At 39.0% G+C, this 18,236-nt stretch carries 16 protein-coding genes and 1 other RNA gene; 6 read left to right on the plus strand and 11 right to left on the minus strand.

Annotation, left to right across the window (positions count from 1 at the left end; genetic code table 11):
• Window positions 1-201: 201 nt before the first annotated feature.
• Window positions 202-648 carry an Hsp20/alpha crystallin family protein gene (locus VB715_RS21540; RefSeq protein WP_323303252.1) on the minus strand — a complete coding sequence of 149 codons (447 nt, stop codon included), beginning with the start codon at window positions 646-648 and terminating at the stop codon, window positions 202-204.
• A 351-nt stretch (window positions 649-999) separates the two neighbouring features.
• Here VB715_RS21540 and VB715_RS21545 point away from each other — a divergent pair, with 351 nt between their 5' ends.
• Window positions 1,000-1,854, plus strand: a complete 855-nt coding sequence (locus tag VB715_RS21545; protein ID WP_323303253.1) for a class I SAM-dependent methyltransferase — start codon at window positions 1,000-1,002, stop codon at window positions 1,852-1,854.
• A 3-nt stretch (window positions 1,855-1,857) separates the two neighbouring features.
• Here the strand turns inward: VB715_RS21545 and VB715_RS21550 are convergent, their stop codons facing one another.
• Window positions 1,858-2,190, minus strand: a complete 333-nt coding sequence (locus tag VB715_RS21550; RefSeq protein WP_323303254.1) for a metal-sensing transcriptional repressor — start codon at window positions 2,188-2,190, stop codon at window positions 1,858-1,860.
• 232 nt (window positions 2,191-2,422) lie between these two features.
• Here VB715_RS21550 and VB715_RS21555 point away from each other — a divergent pair, with 232 nt between their 5' ends.
• The gene (locus VB715_RS21555) at window positions 2,423-3,505 is read left to right on the plus strand and encodes an aromatic ring-hydroxylating dioxygenase subunit alpha (protein WP_323303255.1); all 1,083 of its coding nucleotides are present in this window, start codon (window positions 2,423-2,425) and stop codon (window positions 3,503-3,505) included.
• Window positions 3,506-3,521: 16 nt separating this feature from the next.
• Here VB715_RS21555 and VB715_RS21560 read toward each other — a convergent pair whose 3' ends face one another.
• The 7 genes from VB715_RS21560 to VB715_RS21590 all read right to left on the minus strand — a co-directional run bounded on the left by VB715_RS21560 (window position 3,522) and on the right by VB715_RS21590 (window position 9,484).
• Complete coding sequence (locus VB715_RS21560; RefSeq protein ID WP_323303256.1) at window positions 3,522-4,034, minus strand: phosphoribosyltransferase; 513 nt, start codon at window positions 4,032-4,034, stop codon at window positions 3,522-3,524.
• A gap of 31 nt (window positions 4,035-4,065) precedes the next feature.
• Window positions 4,066-4,629 (minus strand): 6,7-dimethyl-8-ribityllumazine synthase, encoded by a 564-nt coding sequence (gene ribH / locus VB715_RS21565; RefSeq protein WP_323303257.1) that lies wholly within the window; start codon window positions 4,627-4,629, stop codon window positions 4,066-4,068.
• A 79-nt stretch (window positions 4,630-4,708) separates the two neighbouring features.
• The gene (gene psbZ, locus VB715_RS21570) at window positions 4,709-4,897 is read right to left on the minus strand and encodes a photosystem II reaction center protein PsbZ (RefSeq protein ID WP_323291394.1); all 189 of its coding nucleotides are present in this window, start codon (window positions 4,895-4,897) and stop codon (window positions 4,709-4,711) included.
• Window positions 4,898-5,189: 292 nt separating this feature from the next.
• Window positions 5,190-6,446 carry a pitrilysin family protein gene (locus VB715_RS21575; protein ID WP_323303258.1) on the minus strand — a complete coding sequence of 419 codons (1,257 nt, stop codon included), beginning with the start codon at window positions 6,444-6,446 and terminating at the stop codon, window positions 5,190-5,192.
• Between the two features lie 24 nt (window positions 6,447-6,470).
• Window positions 6,471-7,745, minus strand: coding sequence for a pitrilysin family protein (locus tag VB715_RS21580; protein ID WP_323303259.1), 1,275 nt, complete (start codon window positions 7,743-7,745; stop codon window positions 6,471-6,473).
• Between the two features lie 112 nt (window positions 7,746-7,857).
• Window positions 7,858-8,040: non-coding RNA, 6S RNA (gene ssrS / locus VB715_RS21585), on the minus strand.
• 67 nt (window positions 8,041-8,107) lie between these two features.
• The gene (locus VB715_RS21590) at window positions 8,108-9,484 is read right to left on the minus strand and encodes a DUF3370 domain-containing protein (RefSeq protein WP_323303260.1); all 1,377 of its coding nucleotides are present in this window, start codon (window positions 9,482-9,484) and stop codon (window positions 8,108-8,110) included.
• A gap of 358 nt (window positions 9,485-9,842) precedes the next feature.
• Here VB715_RS21590 and VB715_RS21595 point away from each other — a divergent pair, with 358 nt between their 5' ends.
• From VB715_RS21595 to VB715_RS21605, 3 genes are all read left to right on the plus strand, one after another.
• A complete protein-coding gene (locus VB715_RS21595; RefSeq protein ID WP_323303261.1) occupies window positions 9,843-10,001 on the plus strand; it encodes a YqaE/Pmp3 family membrane protein in 159 nt (52 codons plus the stop codon).
• Between the two features lie 247 nt (window positions 10,002-10,248).
• The gene (gene hemE, locus VB715_RS21600; RefSeq protein ID WP_323303262.1) at window positions 10,249-11,313 is read left to right on the plus strand and encodes a uroporphyrinogen decarboxylase; all 1,065 of its coding nucleotides are present in this window, start codon (window positions 10,249-10,251) and stop codon (window positions 11,311-11,313) included.
• An 83-nt stretch (window positions 11,314-11,396) separates the two neighbouring features.
• Window positions 11,397-12,350, plus strand: a complete 954-nt coding sequence (locus tag VB715_RS21605) for an NAD(P)-dependent oxidoreductase (protein ID WP_323303263.1) — start codon at window positions 11,397-11,399, stop codon at window positions 12,348-12,350.
• A gap of 86 nt (window positions 12,351-12,436) precedes the next feature.
• Here VB715_RS21605 and ftsH2 read toward each other — a convergent pair whose 3' ends face one another.
• Both ftsH2 and VB715_RS21615 read right to left on the minus strand, forming a co-directional pair.
• A complete protein-coding gene (gene ftsH2, locus VB715_RS21610) occupies window positions 12,437-14,323 on the minus strand; it encodes an ATP-dependent zinc metalloprotease FtsH2 (RefSeq protein WP_323303264.1) in 1,887 nt (628 codons plus the stop codon).
• A gap of 233 nt (window positions 14,324-14,556) precedes the next feature.
• Window positions 14,557-15,033: a hypothetical protein gene (locus VB715_RS21615; RefSeq protein ID WP_323303265.1), complete on the minus strand. Its 477-nt coding sequence runs from the start codon at window positions 15,031-15,033 to the stop codon at window positions 14,557-14,559.
• Window positions 15,034-15,618: 585 nt separating this feature from the next.
• On the opposite strand from VB715_RS21615, the gene VB715_RS21620 reads away from it, so the two are divergent.
• A complete protein-coding gene (locus tag VB715_RS21620) occupies window positions 15,619-17,583 on the plus strand; it encodes a sodium:solute symporter family transporter (RefSeq protein WP_323303266.1) in 1,965 nt (654 codons plus the stop codon).
• Window positions 17,584-18,236 lie beyond the last annotated feature (653 nt).

An 18,236-nucleotide genomic window follows, 5' to 3' on the forward strand; every position in this document is an offset into this window, starting at 1 on the left:
TTTTATTCCCTATTAACACAGTTTACTATCTATTTTTTATCATAGCGATCGCCTTGGTTTGATACAGGCGATCACTATCAGTACAATCCATATCTAGCAAGGGTTTCAGCTTAAGTTGACACCAATGACGGCGGTTGACCCCTACGAAAATGTTTAGGTTATATTCAGGGAATTGTTATTAATCTGATCTCCTCCAAAGAATTAACTGATATTCACTTTAACAACTTTGTTTCTTTCTTCTGGAGATTTAGGAAGAACAAGGTGTAAGATTCCATCTTTATATTCAGCCGTCACATTTGCATTTTCGATACGACTTGGTAACGGAATTACCCGATGGAATTTACCATAACGGAATTCGGTGCGAGTAACACCATTTTCTTCCGTTTTGGTTTCAGATTTCCGTTCCCCTTTAATGCTAACAGAATCAGCTTCCACTTCGACTTCTAAATCTTTGGCTTCTAAACCAGGAATTTCTAGTTTAAGAGCAATTTCTTCTGGTGTTTCGCTTATTTCAGCCGCAGGGACAAAAGCTAATCCTTCGGGTTCACCTTTAATTAAACTTCTGGGTGAAAAAGCATCAAATAAGCGGTTCATTTCTCTTTGTAAAGAGTCCATTTCTTGGAACGGTTCCCAACGAATGAGTGCCATAGATAACACCTCCAATCTCGAAATTTGTCTTTTCTTGGGGAGTTTAATGGTTTTTGTCTCCCTCCACTGCCTATAATAACGAAGATTAAATCATCAAGATTTCGGTTTTAACGACTTATTAGGCAGAGATTTCCGTACTTTTATTTAGGGAATAATAAGCGATGATCTCTTGGACAAATCCGGCAAAGGAATCCAATCAAATTTATTAATCTTGGCTAAATATTGATCTAACTTTTCATTGGTTTCTAGGTAATTGAGATTAGGGAAGTAAACGGTAGTTAATTGACATAATATTGACAAACTTGCTCAAAGCTGTATATATTTAATCAAGAAATAAGTTTAACCAAGAATATGACCCAAACTTCCACCGCATATTTTGATAATCTCCCCGAAAAGTTTGAAGAAGGCAATCAAGAAGCTTTGGCCGCTTTTGGTAAACATATCCATTGGGGTTATTGGGAAAATCCTAAGACAGCAACTGGAAATCTAGATGATTTTGCCGTGGCTGCTGATAATTTATCAAAAAAAGTTTGTCAAGCAGCTTCTATCGAAAATAATCAAAATATTCTCGATGTTGGTTGTGGTTTTGGAGGCACTATTTCCTGGTTAAATGATAACTTTAATCACTTAAATTTGGTCGGAGTTAATATTGATGCTCAACAATTAGTTAGAGCAAGGGAAAAAGTTTTACCTCAAGGTAATAATACCATTGATTTTATTGAAGCTAATGCTTGTCAAATTCCTTTGATGCAACCGGATTTTGATCGGGTGTTAGCCTTAGAATGTATCTTCTCTTTTCCCAGTCGTGAGCAATTTTTTAAGGAAGCTTATCGTCTCTTAAAAGAGGAGGGAAAATTGACAATTTGTGATTTTCTTCCCACCAAAAACTTTGCTGGAATTTGGCAATGGATTGAACATAAAATTAATCCTCTAGTTGGTCAAACTTATGGAAAACCAAAGGCAAAGAATGCCTTACCTATTAATTTCATTCCTATCTCAAAATATGAAGAAATTGCCAAAAAGACAGGGTTTAAATTAAGAAAAATAGAGGACATTAATCGCAATACCCTTCCCACTTATCCCTTGGTTAATCGTTTAATGTGCCAAGATGGTGATGACAATATGGTGCGCTCTACTCAAGGACTTGAATTTGTCAGTAAATTGGGATTAATCCGTTATATGATTCTTGATTTTGAGAAAGATTAACGATTAAGGTAAAAAACGATCTAAAGCAGCTTTTAATTCTTCAATTTCTTGATCAATATTCCCTTCTTTTGCTGCACGGGCCACACATTCCCCTAAATGTTCATCTAAAATCAAACGAGATACCCGATCAATGGCCCCTCTAACTGCTGCTAATTGTATCAAAACTTCAGGACAAGGACGACTTTCTGTCACCATTGTTTTTACTCCTCGGATATGGCCTTCAATGCGGGATAAACGGTTAATAATTTGCTTTAATGAAGCTTCACTATGAACATGAGTATGGTGAGTCTTGTGATCGTGATGATGGGTATGGGTGTGGGTGTCAGTCTCTGTCACTGTTAAAGACTTGGAGGAGGTAGTAGATTCAAGTTTGTTAGGAGTCAATGGCTTTACTGGTAACTTTAGATACTGTTTACATTGTGACATATTTTCTGGTATCAAGGACAACAAATTTAAAATAGTTTTATAATTTTGCTACCCACAAAAAATTTAACTGTGCTAGATTTAATACGATTTATTTTACCCTAATCTCACTTTTTATTTTTGTACAAACATCAGTCAAAAAATAATGAAACAAAACTGGAAAACCGATGAATTAGTTGACCACGGCCCCTATAAAAACCAGGAATTAGATTTAAGGAAAGTTGGGTTAAATCCCAATTTTTGGTATCCTATTGCTCAATCAAAAGATGTTAAAAAAGAGAAAACTTATGGTGTAAACTTTGGGGGAGAACCCATTGTTTTAATTCGCACAAAATCCAATCAAGTTTTCGCATTAGAAGATCGTTGTATTCATCGACAAATTCCCTTAAGTCAAGGCGTTGTCTGCGGTTCTAAACTCAAATGTACTTATCATGGATGGACGTATGATGAGACAGGAAAATTAGCAGGAGTTCCCTATTTACCCCCAGGAATACCTATTCCTAAAGGCGTTAAAAGTTATCCTTGTCGAGAAGATTATAATCATATTTTTGTGTTTCCAGGAGTAGCAGAATTAGCAGAAACAGTTCCATTTCCTGACATAGAAAATCCTACAAGTAATGATTATAAAACGATGTATTTTTCCCGTCGAGTTAACTGTCATTATTCCTTTTTATTGGAAAATTTGATGGATATGAATCATCAATTTTTACATCGACGTTTGATGGGGAAAGTTAAACCTAGTTTAATCGAAAATTCCCAAGGAGATAATTGGGTAGAAGCGAAATATAAATTTAAGGGTGAACCCCACCCCACTGCACATTTAGTGTTAGCTGCGGGACGAAATAACGAGGATACTGCAACAGATTTTGATATTATGACCATTCGGACAGAATATCCTTATCAAACCTTAACAGTTTGTGGGCCAAATTCGAGCTTACCTGCATTAAAACTTTGGGTTTCATATATTCCTGTGGACAAGGAACAAAAAATCAATCATAGTTTTGGAATGTTAATGATTCGTCGTCCTAAAATACCAGGATTATTAACCCTTTTATGGCCGTTGATGCGATACTTTACAGGAGAGATTTTTGCGGAAGATAAAATGGCAGTAGAAACAGAACAAAAAGCCTATGATATGCAAGGAGGAGACTGGAATCAAGAGATTTTTCCTTTGTTACTTGATGTCCGAGAATTATTAAGAAAAAAAGGGATTCCTTTAAATCAATAATTTTCATCCGTAGGGGTTAACGGCCGTTAACCCCTACTAATTCTTGTAGAGTAATTGTCTCGTAACGTTCAAAAGGTTGATGAATCCAAGGATTATCAGATAAATATTCTACATAGTAATCAGGTTTAAAAACAGAACAACTTTTATACCAAATCACAGCCGTTTTCATCTCTTGAATATCTGAGAGATAATAATCCTGTAACCATTGACTCACTTGCTGTAAACTTACCCCAGAATCAACTAAATCATCCACTAATAAGATACGATTTCCTAACTTTTCATTAGTCATCGCCAAATGTTGACCAATATTCAATCTTTCCCGAAGACGGTTATCTGTTCCCCCATAGGAGGCCGCCGCTACAATAGCTAAAGGAATATTGTAGAGACGACTCAGAATATCCCCTACTCTCAACCCTCCTTTAGCAATACAAACAATTTGATTAAATTGCCAATTAGATTGATAAATTTGCACCGCTAAAGTTTCAATTTGTTGATGATATTCTTCCCAGGAAACATATAAATCTGACATAGGAGGCAAAAAGCAGGAATTGAACTTATTCTTATTTTTCAGAAAATTCTGAAATCAGGGGATTATTCAATTGAGAAACAGGTAAAGCAGCTTTGGAATTATTAGAAGGAATTTGACCCCGTAATTGTCCCATTAAACTCGCCATTTCTAGGGCATTCATGGCATAATTCCAACCCAAATTACTCTTAATTCCTGCCCGTTCTAAGGCTTGTTGCATGGTATCTGTGGTTAAAATGCCAAAAACGACCGGAACCCCTGTTTGAAAGCCCGTTGCCGCAATACCCTTCGCTGCTTCTGCGGCCACATAATCAAAATGAGGAGTATGGCCCCGAATAATGGCCCCTAAACAGATGATGGCATCATAATTCCCCGATAACGCTAATTGACGGGCTGCCATCGGAACTTCAAAACTACCAGGAACCCACACATAGTCAACTTGAGTCCCGTTAGGGTCAACATTCACCCCATGACGCTTTAAACAGTCTTGACACCCCGATAGAAGCTTGTCCGTGACTAAATCATTAAAACGACCGATGACAATGGCAAAACGTAAAGCAGATGGGTCTTGGGTAAAAGTTCCCTCAAAAATGGTCATAATTGTCCTAAAAATTGCTAACAACAAAAATCCCCATCTCTAAGCTTAGCTAAAGATGGGGAAATGGGCCTTGCCACTCTTAAACCACGAAGAAGTTTAAAATAGCAACTAATAAAACCAAAACAGTCCAAATGGCAGAACCTAGATATAGTAAGGGTTTAGACTGATCCCAATTTTGGGGAGACGCATAAGCAACGGGAACGCCCACCACCATAACAAAGGAAAAGAAAACGAGGGCAGCTAAAACTATTTGAAAGACGATAGACATTTTCGGATTCTCCTAAATTTTTTCTTAAGTAAGTATAAGTCCACAGGGGTACTGTTAGTACGGAACGGCAGTTAATCCTTGACGAAAACCGCCTGGACTTTGAGTAAGCTGATTAGCAACACATTAAATTATATCACCGCAATCACTTTCTAATGATAGGAGTTGAGGGCGATCACTTTGCTGCTGAGTCGAACTTTAGCTAGAATCTAAAGATGGTACAAAAATTCTAAGTTGAGAGAATCTGACTTCTGTGCAATCGCGCCGCAGCTACGCTGTGGAACTTCTGACTTCGTTATGTTGGCCCAACGACTGAAATATAGGGAGATAATAAATATTTTTGTGCCACCGTTTGGGCGATTTCAGGGGTGATTTGAGCAATCTTTTCTTGAAATTTTTGATCAAATTCAATTCCTAATCCTAATGTTTCATACCAACCGTATAATTGGGCGACTTCAGCATTAGTTTGTTTCCCTAAAGCATATTGTCCTAATAACTTATTTTTAGCAGTTTGTAATTCTTCAGGGGTTAATTTTATCTGACATAATCGTTCGGTTTCTTGCTGTAATCCTTCGAGGGCAATTTTAGTATTAGTTGGGGCAGTTCCAATATAAACAACAAATTGAGAAGGTTCTAAACGGGTTGAATAAAAGGCAGAAACATCATAAGCTAAGCCCCTTTTTTCTCGTAATTCAACAAATAAACGACTTGATAATCCATTCCCTAGATAGGTACTCAGTAATTTAAGCACAGGATAATCAGGACTGGTGACTCCAACTGTTAAATAACCTAACATAATGATAGATTGTTGGGTCTGTTGATCCAGAATTTTTTCACAGGGAAAAGGGGTTAAAATCGGAAAGGAAGATAAGGGTAAGGAAGTTGCTGGAATTTGCCAATTACCAAAGGTTTTTTCGATCCGTGTCACGGCTTCATCTAAGGTAATTCTACCTGATAAACTAATAATTAAATTATCGGGTCTAAAATAAGTTTGATGACAATTTTGTAAGTCTTCTCGACTCAATTTATTTACAGTTTCTTCTGTCCCTAAAATTGAAGATCCATAGGGATGATCCCCATACATGGTACTTCGTAATTGATTAAAAGCTACATTAAAAGGCTGTTCTTTTTGAGAACGAATCGTTTGACAAATTAACTGTTTTTCTAGGGTAACTTCTTCTTCTGGAAAAGTCGGCGATCGCAGAATTTCTGCTAATAATTCCAACATTCCTTGAAAGTCGTTGGAAACGGTTTTCAGACTCATCATAAAATAATCTGTCCCTGTATCACCCCCTAACCCGGCCCCAATGGACTCGATCGCCTCAGCAATCTCAACGGAAGATAATCTTTCCGTCCCTTTCGTGATGACAGTGGCTAATAAATGAAAAATTCCCGCCTTTTCCCTTGGTTCCCACAATGATCCCGTATTTTTGAAAAAAAATCGACCAGAAATTAAATCAGCAGTGGGGTTTTCTCGAACAATTAGCGTGATTCCATTCTCTAAAACTAAACGATTTAGGGACTGTTGTTTTGGGTGGATAGGGATGGACATTTTGGATGAATAATGATTCATGGACTAGCAAGGTTGCATTATGGTGATAGCATACCGTTCCGGGGACAGATATTGACAGGCAATTCGTTGTAAATCCTTAGCGGTATATTGTTCAATGATAATAGGATAGGTTAAAGACAATTCTGCACTGGCTAAGGTGTGATAATAACCATAAAGGCCAGCCAGTTGACTGGGGGTTTCCGTCGAAAAGATATAATCATGACAGAGTAACCGTTTGGCCTTGCTTAATTCTGTTTCTGTGACGGGTTTTTGTTGTAATTGGGCCAAGCGATCGCCGATCACCTTCTCCACCCGATCTAACTGTCGGGGATCTAACCAGGCCCCAATCGTAAAAATACTGGAGTCTCGTTGCAAGGAAAAACTACTTTCAATATCCCAGACCAGTTGTTTTTCTTCTCGTAATTCTCTCACTAAACGGGATGTTCTTCCACACCCTAAAATAACTGAGAGGAGATCTAAACCAACACTATCTTCTAATCTTGTCACCCCTGGGCCTATCCATCCCATTAATAAGCGTCCTTGAGCTAAATTCGGCAGATACATCTGATTTCGTCGAATTTCTACTAAGGGGGGTTCCTGGTTAATTTGAGTGGGGGGACATTCCGAAGGGACACTAAACCCATCAAAAGTTTTTTCGACTAAGGATAAGGCCTCATCTTCTGGAACATTCCCCACCACCACCACCGTCATGTTATCTGGTTGATAATGAGTGCGATGAAAACAGCGCATCTGATGGGGAGAATATTGCCGTAGTTGGGCTTCATGGCCTAAAATGGGCTTTCCGTAGGGATGATGTTGATATAATGTTTCGCATAGGGTTTGAAACCCTAACCAGTCAGGATCATCAAAAGATGAGCGAATTTCTTCGAGTACCACCTCTCGTTCCCTGATAAATTCTTCATCGGGAATTTCCGCTTTCAACAAAATTTCCCCTAAATAGGGTAAAGCCTGGGGTAACTGAGTTGCTGCTGTGGTGAGGAAAAAATGAGCATAATCATGACTGGTAAAGGCATTTGTTACACCCCCATGATGTTCAATAATTTGATCAAATACCCCTGGCAATATATCTTTACTGCCTTTAAAGATCATGTGTTCTAAAAAGTGAGCCATACCGCCCCAATGATTGGGTTCTGCGATCGCCCCTGCTTTTACCCACACATCCACCACTGCCACTGGGGTAACATCAATTTGTTGATGAATAAGCGTTAACCCGTGGTTTAACCGGATAATTTTGGCGGGAAAACCCAAAGGTGTGTAGGGATTTATCTTTTGTACCAATGCCTAAAATTGTTATGGCTTCTTTAATACTAGGTTATCTTTGAGGTGTTTGTCTTGCCATTTCCCCCTGTATGTCTAGAAATCCTGACATTCTTGGGATTAACCCTGAAAGGGAAAAACCGCCGTGCCGTTTTACCTCAGTTTATGACCTGGATAAACCAGGTGGGTGCCGACTTCTTAGCGTTTTCGTTTCCGAGTGCAAGCTCGGTCTACTGCCACGTAAGCTAATTAGCTCCCTTAAACTCAAAGCAAGATCAAAAAACTTTATTGGCAGTCACCAACACAGCAGTTTTCCTTTTCTATCTTAATCATTTTTTGGGAACTCGGCCAACGGATCATCGAAAAAATTCTGATCCAAGACCCTAACGACTACTACCATAGAACAATTCTAAACTTTTCACCGTCAAAACTTGAGGCGGTGTAGCATCAGGAGGATAGAGGAAATCTACTGATACATCGCGTTTTTCTCCCGGTGCGAGATTAATTCTGACCAAAGGATCACCCTGTTGTCCTTGTCGTTGGACGAGGTGAAAGAACTTTTGTTGTGGGTTGCCAGTTTCATCTTGATAACTCACCTGTACTGTTCCCCGGAAGAACACTTGACCTTGGGGACGGTGGGTAAAAATCAAGCGATCAGCGTACTGATTTTCCTTAAAGGGAGTTTGTAACGTCACTGCCACGGTTTGCCGTTGATTGGTTTTATTGACCAGAGGCAGGGTTAAATTATAGTGAACCCCATAATTACCATGAGCTTGATAAGCAGTATCAGGATAACGCACTAACATGGGCGCACTTTGAATTTGTTGAGTGCCATGGGTTCCAGTGGTTACGGTACTGAGAGGATAGGAAAAGGCCGATCCCCGTTGAGGGATGCTGAGATAGGGTTTTCCCTGACCATCTACCAGTCTTGCTTGCCATTCCGATCCCACAGAAATACCCGCTACGCGGCCATAAATAGTTTTGTCAGCTAAATAAACATCGGGTGGAGTAGGGGCAAGATCTCTGGGATAAATTAAGTTACCTTTCGTGACTAAATGTCGCCATTCATTGAGGTTGGGTTCTCGGTAAACCGTTGTTTCCCCTGATGTTTCAGCCACTTCGTAATGGGCTAAATTCGCCATATAAAGGGGGCCATCACTATAAACCCGCAAAAAGGTAGAACGAGCATTGCTAGGGTTGATAGGGAGGGTAAACAGCATCCGAGTTTGATAGGGAGGGATAACGATCCGACGGGATAATTCTTTTTGGTTGACTCCCCGCAGAATATCTCCCATGAGACGGGAACCTGGTCCAGAAAATACCCGTCCAGAAGGATCTTCGACCATTGAGGGTAAATTGATAAAGGGAGCATCTGTAGAGTTGACATAACTGGCCCCTTGTAAGACTCGAATGACTACTGTTTCAGAGGTTGGGTTATGTACAAGCAGTCCTTGGTAAAGTTTTCTGGGTTGGGATGGTCGAGAGATATGATGAGTAAAAACGTCAAATCTTCCCTGAATAGGGTAATTTAGGTGGGCGTTGGGATAAAGTTTGCCGTTGGGGGGAAAGGTGGAGAGAAGTACCCCTTCGGTTGAGACGACTTCGGGACTATTACTATTGAAGACTAGGACATCATCCAGTTTCCCTGGTAAGGGACGAATTTCTTGGGGTTGGGTAACAAACTGAGGTTGTGTTTCCCGATAAGTTAGGGGATAGGATGCGGTTTGTGCAACAAGCAGTGAAGATAGCAAGGAAAGCATAGATTCTGAACCAGCAATTTTAAAGTGAGTTGATAATTTAACTTTTTTTTAGATTGCCGTCATTTACTCGAAATTGTCAATCCCTAAGCAAAAAAGACGCAAAATTTCCAGGTTAGTTCCTTAACTGTGTCCAGCAACTTAGGATAACACAGATTAAATCAAGGGGGTTAGGTAAAGTTCCTTGTTATCCATTGAAATTGCTTATTGATTCTATAGAAATCATTCAAATTTATAGTTAATGATTAATAAATGGATGATTTTAGCTATTTTCAATTTGTTATTGGTTAAACTAACTTGACAAATTAATGTATTTATCTGATAATTTCTCTGTTAATCAAATGAGAATAAGAAAAAAATCATGGATCTTGTTCGTATTATTTGCGCGATTATTCTTCCCCCCCTTGGGGTTTTCCTACAAGTGGGAATTGGCCCACAATTCTGGATTAATATTTTATTAACCCTTTTTGGGTATATTCCAGGTATCGTTCACGCAATTTGGGTAATTGCTAAAAAGTAGTTTATTTTTGAGATCAAAAGTTTAACAATTGTTTTTTTGGGGGTGGCTTTTGAATTAGAAGCTTACCCCTAATATTTTGTTATTTTACTATAAACGTTCTTTCTAACATGAAATAATATCTCTCCTTCCCCAACCCCCAACCCCTAACACTCAACCCCTAATAATAAACATTCATTACAACTTCCTTAAGAGAGGGCACCCTGAATGATAGGCTGAAAAATGCACGCTTATTACTGGAAAAGCCACGATGACTGGAGTTAATGATACACCCTATCTCCTTCGTGCAGCACAAGGAGAAATTTTAGACCGTCCACCTGTTTGGATGATGCGACAAGCTGGACGCTACATGAAAGTATATAGGGATTTACGGGATAAATACCCCAGTTTTCGTGAAAGATCTGAAAATCCCGACCTCGCCATCGAAATTTCTCTGCAACCTTGGCGGGCCTTTCAACCAGACGGGGTGATCATGTTCTCTGATATTCTAACCCCTTTACCTGGTATGGGCATCCCCTTTGATATTATTGAAAGCAAAGGCCCCATTATTGACCCCCCTATCCGCACTCAAGAACAAGTAGACAACTTACGTCCCCTTGACCCGGAAGAGTCTCTACCCTTTATTAAAACCATTTTACAAACCCTAAGACAAGAAGTCGGTAATCAGTCCACTGTGTTAGGATTTGTAGGCTCACCTTGGACATTAGCTGCCTATGCGATTGAAGGAAAAAGTTCTAAGAGCTATTCTATTATCAAGAGCATGGCCTTTTCTCAACCTGAAATCTTGCATAGCTTTTTGAGTAAAGTAGCGGATGCGATCGCAGTTTATGTCCGTTATCAGATTGACTGCGGGGCCCAAGTGGTGCAATTATTTGATTCATGGGCCGGTCAATTAACCCCTCAAGATTACGAAGTTTTTGCCTTACCTTATCAACAACAGGTAGTCCGTCAAGTTAAAGAAACTCACCCTGATACTCCTTTAATTCTCTATATTAGTGGTAGTGCTGGTGTATTAGAAAGAATGAGTCTATCGGGGGTCGATATTGTCAGTGTAGACTGGACAGTGGACATGGCCGAAGCAAGACAACGGTTAGGGAAGAATATGAAAGTCCAGGGAAATATTGATCCTGGGGTGTTATTTGGTTCTCATGACTTTATTAAAGCGCGTATTCTCGATACAGTATGCAAAGCGGGACGGGGTGGCCATATTTTAAACTTAGGTCATGGTGTTTTAGTGGGAACCCCTGAAGACAATGTACGTTGTTTCTTTGAAACAGCGAAACAAGTTGATAAATTATTAGCAGTTCCCGTTTAATGGTAGGGTGGGCAATGCCCACCTTACCAGGTAGAAAGTGTTATCATTGGCATCGCTGTCTATAATTTTGATTAGTCTAACGAATGAAGCGAATTTTTATCACAGGTGCGAGTGGTTGTATCGGTCATTATATGGCAGAAGCTCTGATCAAAGAAACGGATCATGAGCTTTTTTTCTTGGTGAGAAATCCCGATAAGCTAAAATTTGATTATTTAAGTTGTCCTAATGTGCATATTCTCATCGGAGATTTACAGAATATTGAAAAATTCAGTGATGTATTAAAGACAGTTAATATAGCAATTTTAGCAGCAACCAGTTGGGGAGGAGTTACAGAATCTTATGAAATTAATGTGATTAAAACCCTAGGATTAATTGATCTATTAGATCCCGATATTTGTGAACAAATTTTCTATTTTTCAACCGCGAGTATTCTCGATAAACAAAATCAACCCTTACCCGAAGCAGGAGAATTTGGAACCAATTATATTCGCACTAAATATCAATGTTTTATCCAATTAAAAGAATTACCGATTTATCAAAAAGTTACGACATTGTTTCCCACCTTAGTATTTGGGGGAGAACCCAATAAACCCTATTCCCATCTTTCCGGTGGTATTGGTGATGTCATTAAATGGATAGATTTAATTCGCTGGTTTAAAGCAGATGGCAGTTTTCATTATATTCACGCCAAAGATATTGCTCAAGTCGTTAGCTATTTAGTTGAGCATCCCTTACCTGAAACTGAGGAAAAGTTAGTGGTTTTAGGCAATAAAAAAACCACAGTAGATGAAGCAGTAGAAGTCATTTCTGCTTATCTCAAGAGACGAATTTATGTGCGTATTCCTCTATCAATTACCCTGACTAATTTCTTTATTAAAGTATTTCGTTTACGGATGGAAGATTGGGATAGATTTTCGATTAATTATCGCCATTTTACTTATAAAGTAACTTTTACTCCTGCTAATTTTGGACTCAAAAATTATTGCACAACTATTGATGATGTCATGAGATTAAGCGGTGTTTTTCCAGAGAAATAAAAAAAAGACGCGAATGACCGCGCCTTTCTATCTATTATTTAACTAAATTACCTGTAGGGGCAATTCATGAATTGCCTCTACTTTAATTACAGTTGAGGAACAAACTGCTCTTTTTCAGGAACATAGGTATATTCAGCCACAATTTGCCGAAATTCTGCGCCGTCAATGGTTTCTTTTTCAATCAATAATTCCACCAGGCGATCGATCACTTCACGGTTATCCCGAATAAGTTTTCGAGCTAATTGATGACCTTGTTCTGCTAAACTTCGCACTTGATTATCAATTTTCATGGCTACTTTTTCAGAGTATTCTGCACGGTTCATCAAACCGCCACCTAAGAATACTTCACCCGAAGAACTTTCTAAGGATAAGGGGCCTAAGTCACTCATCCCAAACCGAGTCACCATCTGACGGGCCATGTCCGCAACTTGCTGTAAATCGCCTCCTGCGCCCGTTGTTACCTCATCATGGCCAAAGACTTCTTCTTCTGCTGCACGACCCCCTAAAGCCCCAGCAATGCGGGCCATGAGTTGGGATTTGGTGGTTAACCCTTGTTCTTCATTGGGGGTAAACCAGGTTAACCCTTGGGCCTGGCCACGGGGAATTAAGGTGACTTTCTGTACAGGATCATGATCTTTCAGCAAGGTTCCCACGATCGCATGACCGACTTCATGATAGGCAATTAACCGCTTACTCTTACTATCTACCAAGGGGGTTCCTTCCATACCAGCAACCACCCGATCCACCGCATCGTCAATTTCTAATAAGGTAATGGCTTCTTTGCGACGACGGGCGGTTAAAATCGCTGCTTCATTGAGTAAATTGGCTAAATCTGCCCCACTAAAGCCAGGAGTCCGACGAGCAATAGATTCAATACCAACATCGGGAGCCAATTTTTTGTTGCGGGCGTGAACTTCTAAGATTTCAATACGTCCTTTGAAATCAGGCGCATCTACCATCACTTGACGGTCAAAGCGGCCCGGACGCATTAAAGCAGAATCTAACACATCAGGGCGGTTGGTAGCAGCAATGATGATAATTCCTGTATTCCCTTCAAACCCGTCCATTTCCGTTAATAATTGGTTCAGGGTTTGTTCCCGTTCATCGTTACCGCCACCGATACCTGCACCCCGTTGACGGCCTACCGCATCAATTTCATCGATAAAGATTAAACAGGGGGCGTTTTCTTTGGCTTTCTTAAATAAATCTCGTACACGGGAAGCCCCAACCCCGACGAACATTTCTACAAATTCGGAACCGGAAATACTAAAGAAAGGAACTCCAGCTTCTCCGGCAATAGCCTTAGCTAAGAGGGTTTTACCCGTTCCAGGAGGGCCGACTAATAAGACTCCCTTAGGAATACGGGCCCCAACTGCTGTAAAGCGTTCGGGTTGTTTGAGGAAGGTAACAACTTCTTGTAATTCTTCTTTGGCTTCGTCAATACCGGCCACATCATCAAACATGATGCCAGTTTTGGCTTCCATTTGAAAGCGGGCCCGAGATTTACCAAAACTCATGGCTTGGCCGGGGCCACCTGGTAAGTTACTGGAACGACGGAATAAGAAGAATAAAGCCCCAATTAAGAGGATAGGGAATAATAAATTGCCTAAAAAGCCCCATAATGCCCCTTCATTACGAATAGGATGGGATTCCAGTTGCACATCGGAGGTGCGTAATTTGGCAATTAAGTCCGGTGCATTGATCGGTAAATCTACCCGTGACCGTTGTAATCTATCTTCTAATTCAGGATCGCTAGTTTGGACGATAGCGGTGCGTCCTCCTTCATAAAGATCGACCTTAAGAATGCGGCCTGCATCTAAATATTCTAAGAAGCGTCCATAGGTCATGCGAGTGTTAGCCGTATTATTGCCTAATTGTCCTGATGCGGGGGAAAAGGCCCCTTGCCACAGGAAAAATCCGACCACTAAGATCGGTAAAGTCCAGAGTAATACGGTTCTCCAAGAAATTTTCATAGGTTAAGGTTTCTCGTAATTAATCAAATTTTGTTTCTCTAACACAATACCCTGCTTTTGTCAATAGCATTTCGCTAGAAAACGTTATTTTTGCGGAAAAAGCAGATCCAACTTAACTAAATGTAACGTAATTCTCAGATTTCTTGCAAGCTCTTTATCAAGGGGCCATGGCCCCTTGGATTAAAATCAAGCCCTGTTCCCAGATAAACGGGGAAATTGAACAAAATTATCAATTATGAGCCTTTGTTGTCCGTATTATCTTGATCATTTTGATCTTTGGCAGGAGTGGTTAAGATTTCCCAAGCAGTTTTGGCCGCTTCGTTAAGGCGATCGCCAAAACTGGTTACTTCTTTGATAACACTATTCCACTCCTTGACAATGCCATCCCAGTCTTTTTCTACTTCTTTTTGTACTTGCTTGATGGCTTCATCAATGCGCTCAGGAGCAAAAAGTTTCCTCTGTTCAATATCTTGGCGAATTTTTCGAACGGTTTCTAGATAATTCTCACGGGCTAATTCTCCCGCTTCTTTAGCTTCAGATAAAGCTTTACCTCTAATGGCCTCAATGAGTGCTACGGTTTCTTTTTGAATCTCACTGGGGGTTTTTGGCGTTTCTCCTGTGACAACTTCTGTATCAACCGCTTTAAGTTCATCGTCTGCTTTGGTTGTCGTCAGTGCATTTTCTTGGGGAATATTTTGTTCAGTTGTCATAATTAGTTTTCCCTGTAGTGGACATTTTACTAAAATAGATAACCCATCGGTGTTATAAGCCTATGGGTTGTTGATTGATTTTATGTTAACTCATCAAACAAGAGTCTCGCGTCTTCTTACCGCGTCAATAAGGTTAAATTTGTTCTTCGGAAGTAGCAGGAGATGGCAAAGTGTGAGGGGGTAAGTATTTAACTAATATAGGCATTCCTGTGGCTAATAAGAAAGTTTAGGTTTTTGGTTCATTGTTTTAGTTTATAAAGTATTGGTGGGCATTGCCCACCAATACTTTATTATTGTTATTACTAAATAAAATGGAAGGATAACTAACGGCATTTTATTGGACGTAAATTTATTTTTGATGCGATAGATAAATTTTTGAATACCAATAATAAACGCAATCCCTTTGAATGACTGGGAAACCCCGAACCCATTAAGTAAACTGTAAAAATTGATAAAAATTGGGAACATAAAAGACAAAAAACAGTCAGCAAAAAATCTCAAACAAGATTAATTAATTTACCCTGCTTGCTAATTAATCCCATGAATGCTATAGTGTTGCGCTAATCCCTTTGTTATCTAAAGCCGATGCAAGCACTTGATTATCTAATTATATTCTGTTATTTAATTATTACCCTAATGATTGGCTTTATGCCTCTCTTATTTCGTAAAAGAAAAGATATTAATCATTTCCTGTTTAAAAACAAAGATATTCCTGGTTTATGGCGTTCATTACGCACAAATGATGATCAACAAAGCTTAGAAGACTATCACTTAGGAAACTTCCCCTGGTGGGCGTTAGGGGCTTCAGGAATGGCTTCTAATGTGGATATTGCCGGAACAATGGTTATTGCTGCCCTCGTTTATGCCTTGGGAACTCAAGGCTTTTTTATTGAGATTCGGGGCGGAATTGTGCTAATCATGGCATTTTTGATGATTTTTATGGGAAAATGGACAAGAAGAGCCGTTATTACCGAAAATGGACAAGAAAGGCGAGTCATGACAACGGCAGAATGGATGATTTTCCGCTTTGGAAAAGGCAAAGGAGGAGATTTTGCCCGTCTTATTAGTGCGGTTTCTAATATTGTCTTTGCTATTGGGGCAATGAGTTATTTTTCCATTGGTGGCGGTAAATTTATTGGCAATTTAATGGGAATTGATGATCGCTTTGCTTCAATATTATTAGTGGTTTTAGCAGCAGTTTATACCATCGCTAGTGGCTTTAGTGGAGTAATTTGGACGGATGTTTTTCAAGGGCTATTAATTCTTAGTGCAGTTATTTATATTTCCTGGTTATCTTGGACAACTGTTACTCTACCTGAGACATTTTCTGTATCAATTCCTGATGGTGACAGTTTCTTGATTAAGGATTGGAATTTTGCAGACTGGAGCAATATTTATCCTCCTTTTACAGCAGATTTACCTGGTAATTATGCAATTTTTAATCTGTTTGGTGGAGTCATGTTATTTTACCTCCTCAAAACAGTAATTGAAGGTTGTAGCGGGGCAGGAGGATATATGGCTCAACGATATTTTGCGGCAAGAAGTGAACAAGATACCGCTTTTTTATCTTTGTTTTGGATTGTTTCAATGGCCTTTCGTTGGCCCCTAATTGCTGCTTTTGCTATGTTAGGGATTCACTATGGTTTAACCCAGAGTTCCCCGATTACTGATCCCGAATTAATCTTACCTATTGTTATTAAAACTTATGTTCCTACAGGTTTAAAAGGATTATTAGTTGCTTGTTTTATGGCAGCCGCAATGTCAACTTTTTCCTCAATTATTAATGCGAGTGCTGCTTATTGGACAAACGATATTTATGAACCCTATATGCTCAGAAAGCATCAAAATCAAGGAACTCAAATTGATTCTGAAGAACACAATCAAAAGTTAGTTTTTCAAAGTCGTTTAGCTTCTATTTTAATTGTTGGGGTCGGGTTGTTTTTCAGCTTTAATTTGAGTAATATTAATGAAATTTGGGGTTGGTTATCTTTAGGGTTAGGGGTTGGATTAGGCATTCCTCTATTATTACGGTGGTATTGGTGGGAATTTAATGGTTATGGGTTTGCTTGGGGAACTTTAGGGGGAATGATAGCAGCTATCCTTACTAAAGCGGTTATTCTACCCTTAACAAATAATCCTCAAAATCAAGAATATATTCTCTTTTTTGTTCCTGCTATTTGTTCATTATTGGGCTGTATTATTGGCACTTATGCAACTCCCGAAGCCTATAAAACCGATAAAAAAGTAGTCGAAAATTTTTATAATACAACCAAACCTTTTGGCTTTTGGGGAGGATTTAGTAAAGGGTTAACGAGAGAACATAAATTTGATATTATCTCTACGTTTATTGCTGTTCCTTGGCAACTATCTCTATTTTTGTTAGGAATGATGATTATGATGAAAAATTGGGATAATGTTAAAATATTGGGGTTAGGATTTTTCTTGTTATCGATTGCTTTATATTTTACTTGGTTAAGTCCTATCATAAAACAATCATTAAGAGATAGCAAAAAAGCCAATTTGAAGGAAATCGAGAAAATTTCCTCGTAACCTTTATAAGTAGTCAAGCAAAATTAATTACACAAAAACTGTAGGGTGGGCATTGCCCACAATAACCTCTGAATAGGAGTTTTAGCATTTTTTTTGGCAATCCCCACCGTGTAATTAATGTTGTTTAAGCACTTAATAGTTACCCACAGACCTTACAAAAATATTGTAATGAATTTGCGATCGCTGTTCTACCAGAGTTACTATGCTAAACCAATAATTAATAAAAGGCTAAAGCCTTATTCTACAAAAGCTAAGTCCACCTTCGCGGACTAAATATTAGGTTGCGTAGGCAACCTTTGTTTGTATAGCTTAACTCTTTAGAGTTTAAGTTCATTATTTATAATTAATAAAATATTACTATGCTAAACCAATAATTAATAAAAGGCTAAAGCCTTATTCTACAAAAGCTAAGTCCACCTTCGCGGACTAAATATTAGGTTGCGTAGGCAACCTTTATTTGTATAGCTTAACTCTTTAGACTTTAAGTTCATTATTTGTAATTGATAAAATATTATCTAAAACCTAGTAAGTAGTCGGACATAAATAAACAACACTATGTTAAGAACTATTAAGGAGACAAGCAAGCTGTTAACTCATACTGAAACAATCAGGAATTTTCTTGGCAGAAAAAGTCAGATAAATATCGAAACTAA

It is taken from the genome of Crocosphaera sp. UHCC 0190, assembly GCF_034932065.1.
Taxonomy (GTDB): Bacteria; Cyanobacteriota; Cyanobacteriia; order Cyanobacteriales; family Microcystaceae; genus UHCC-0190.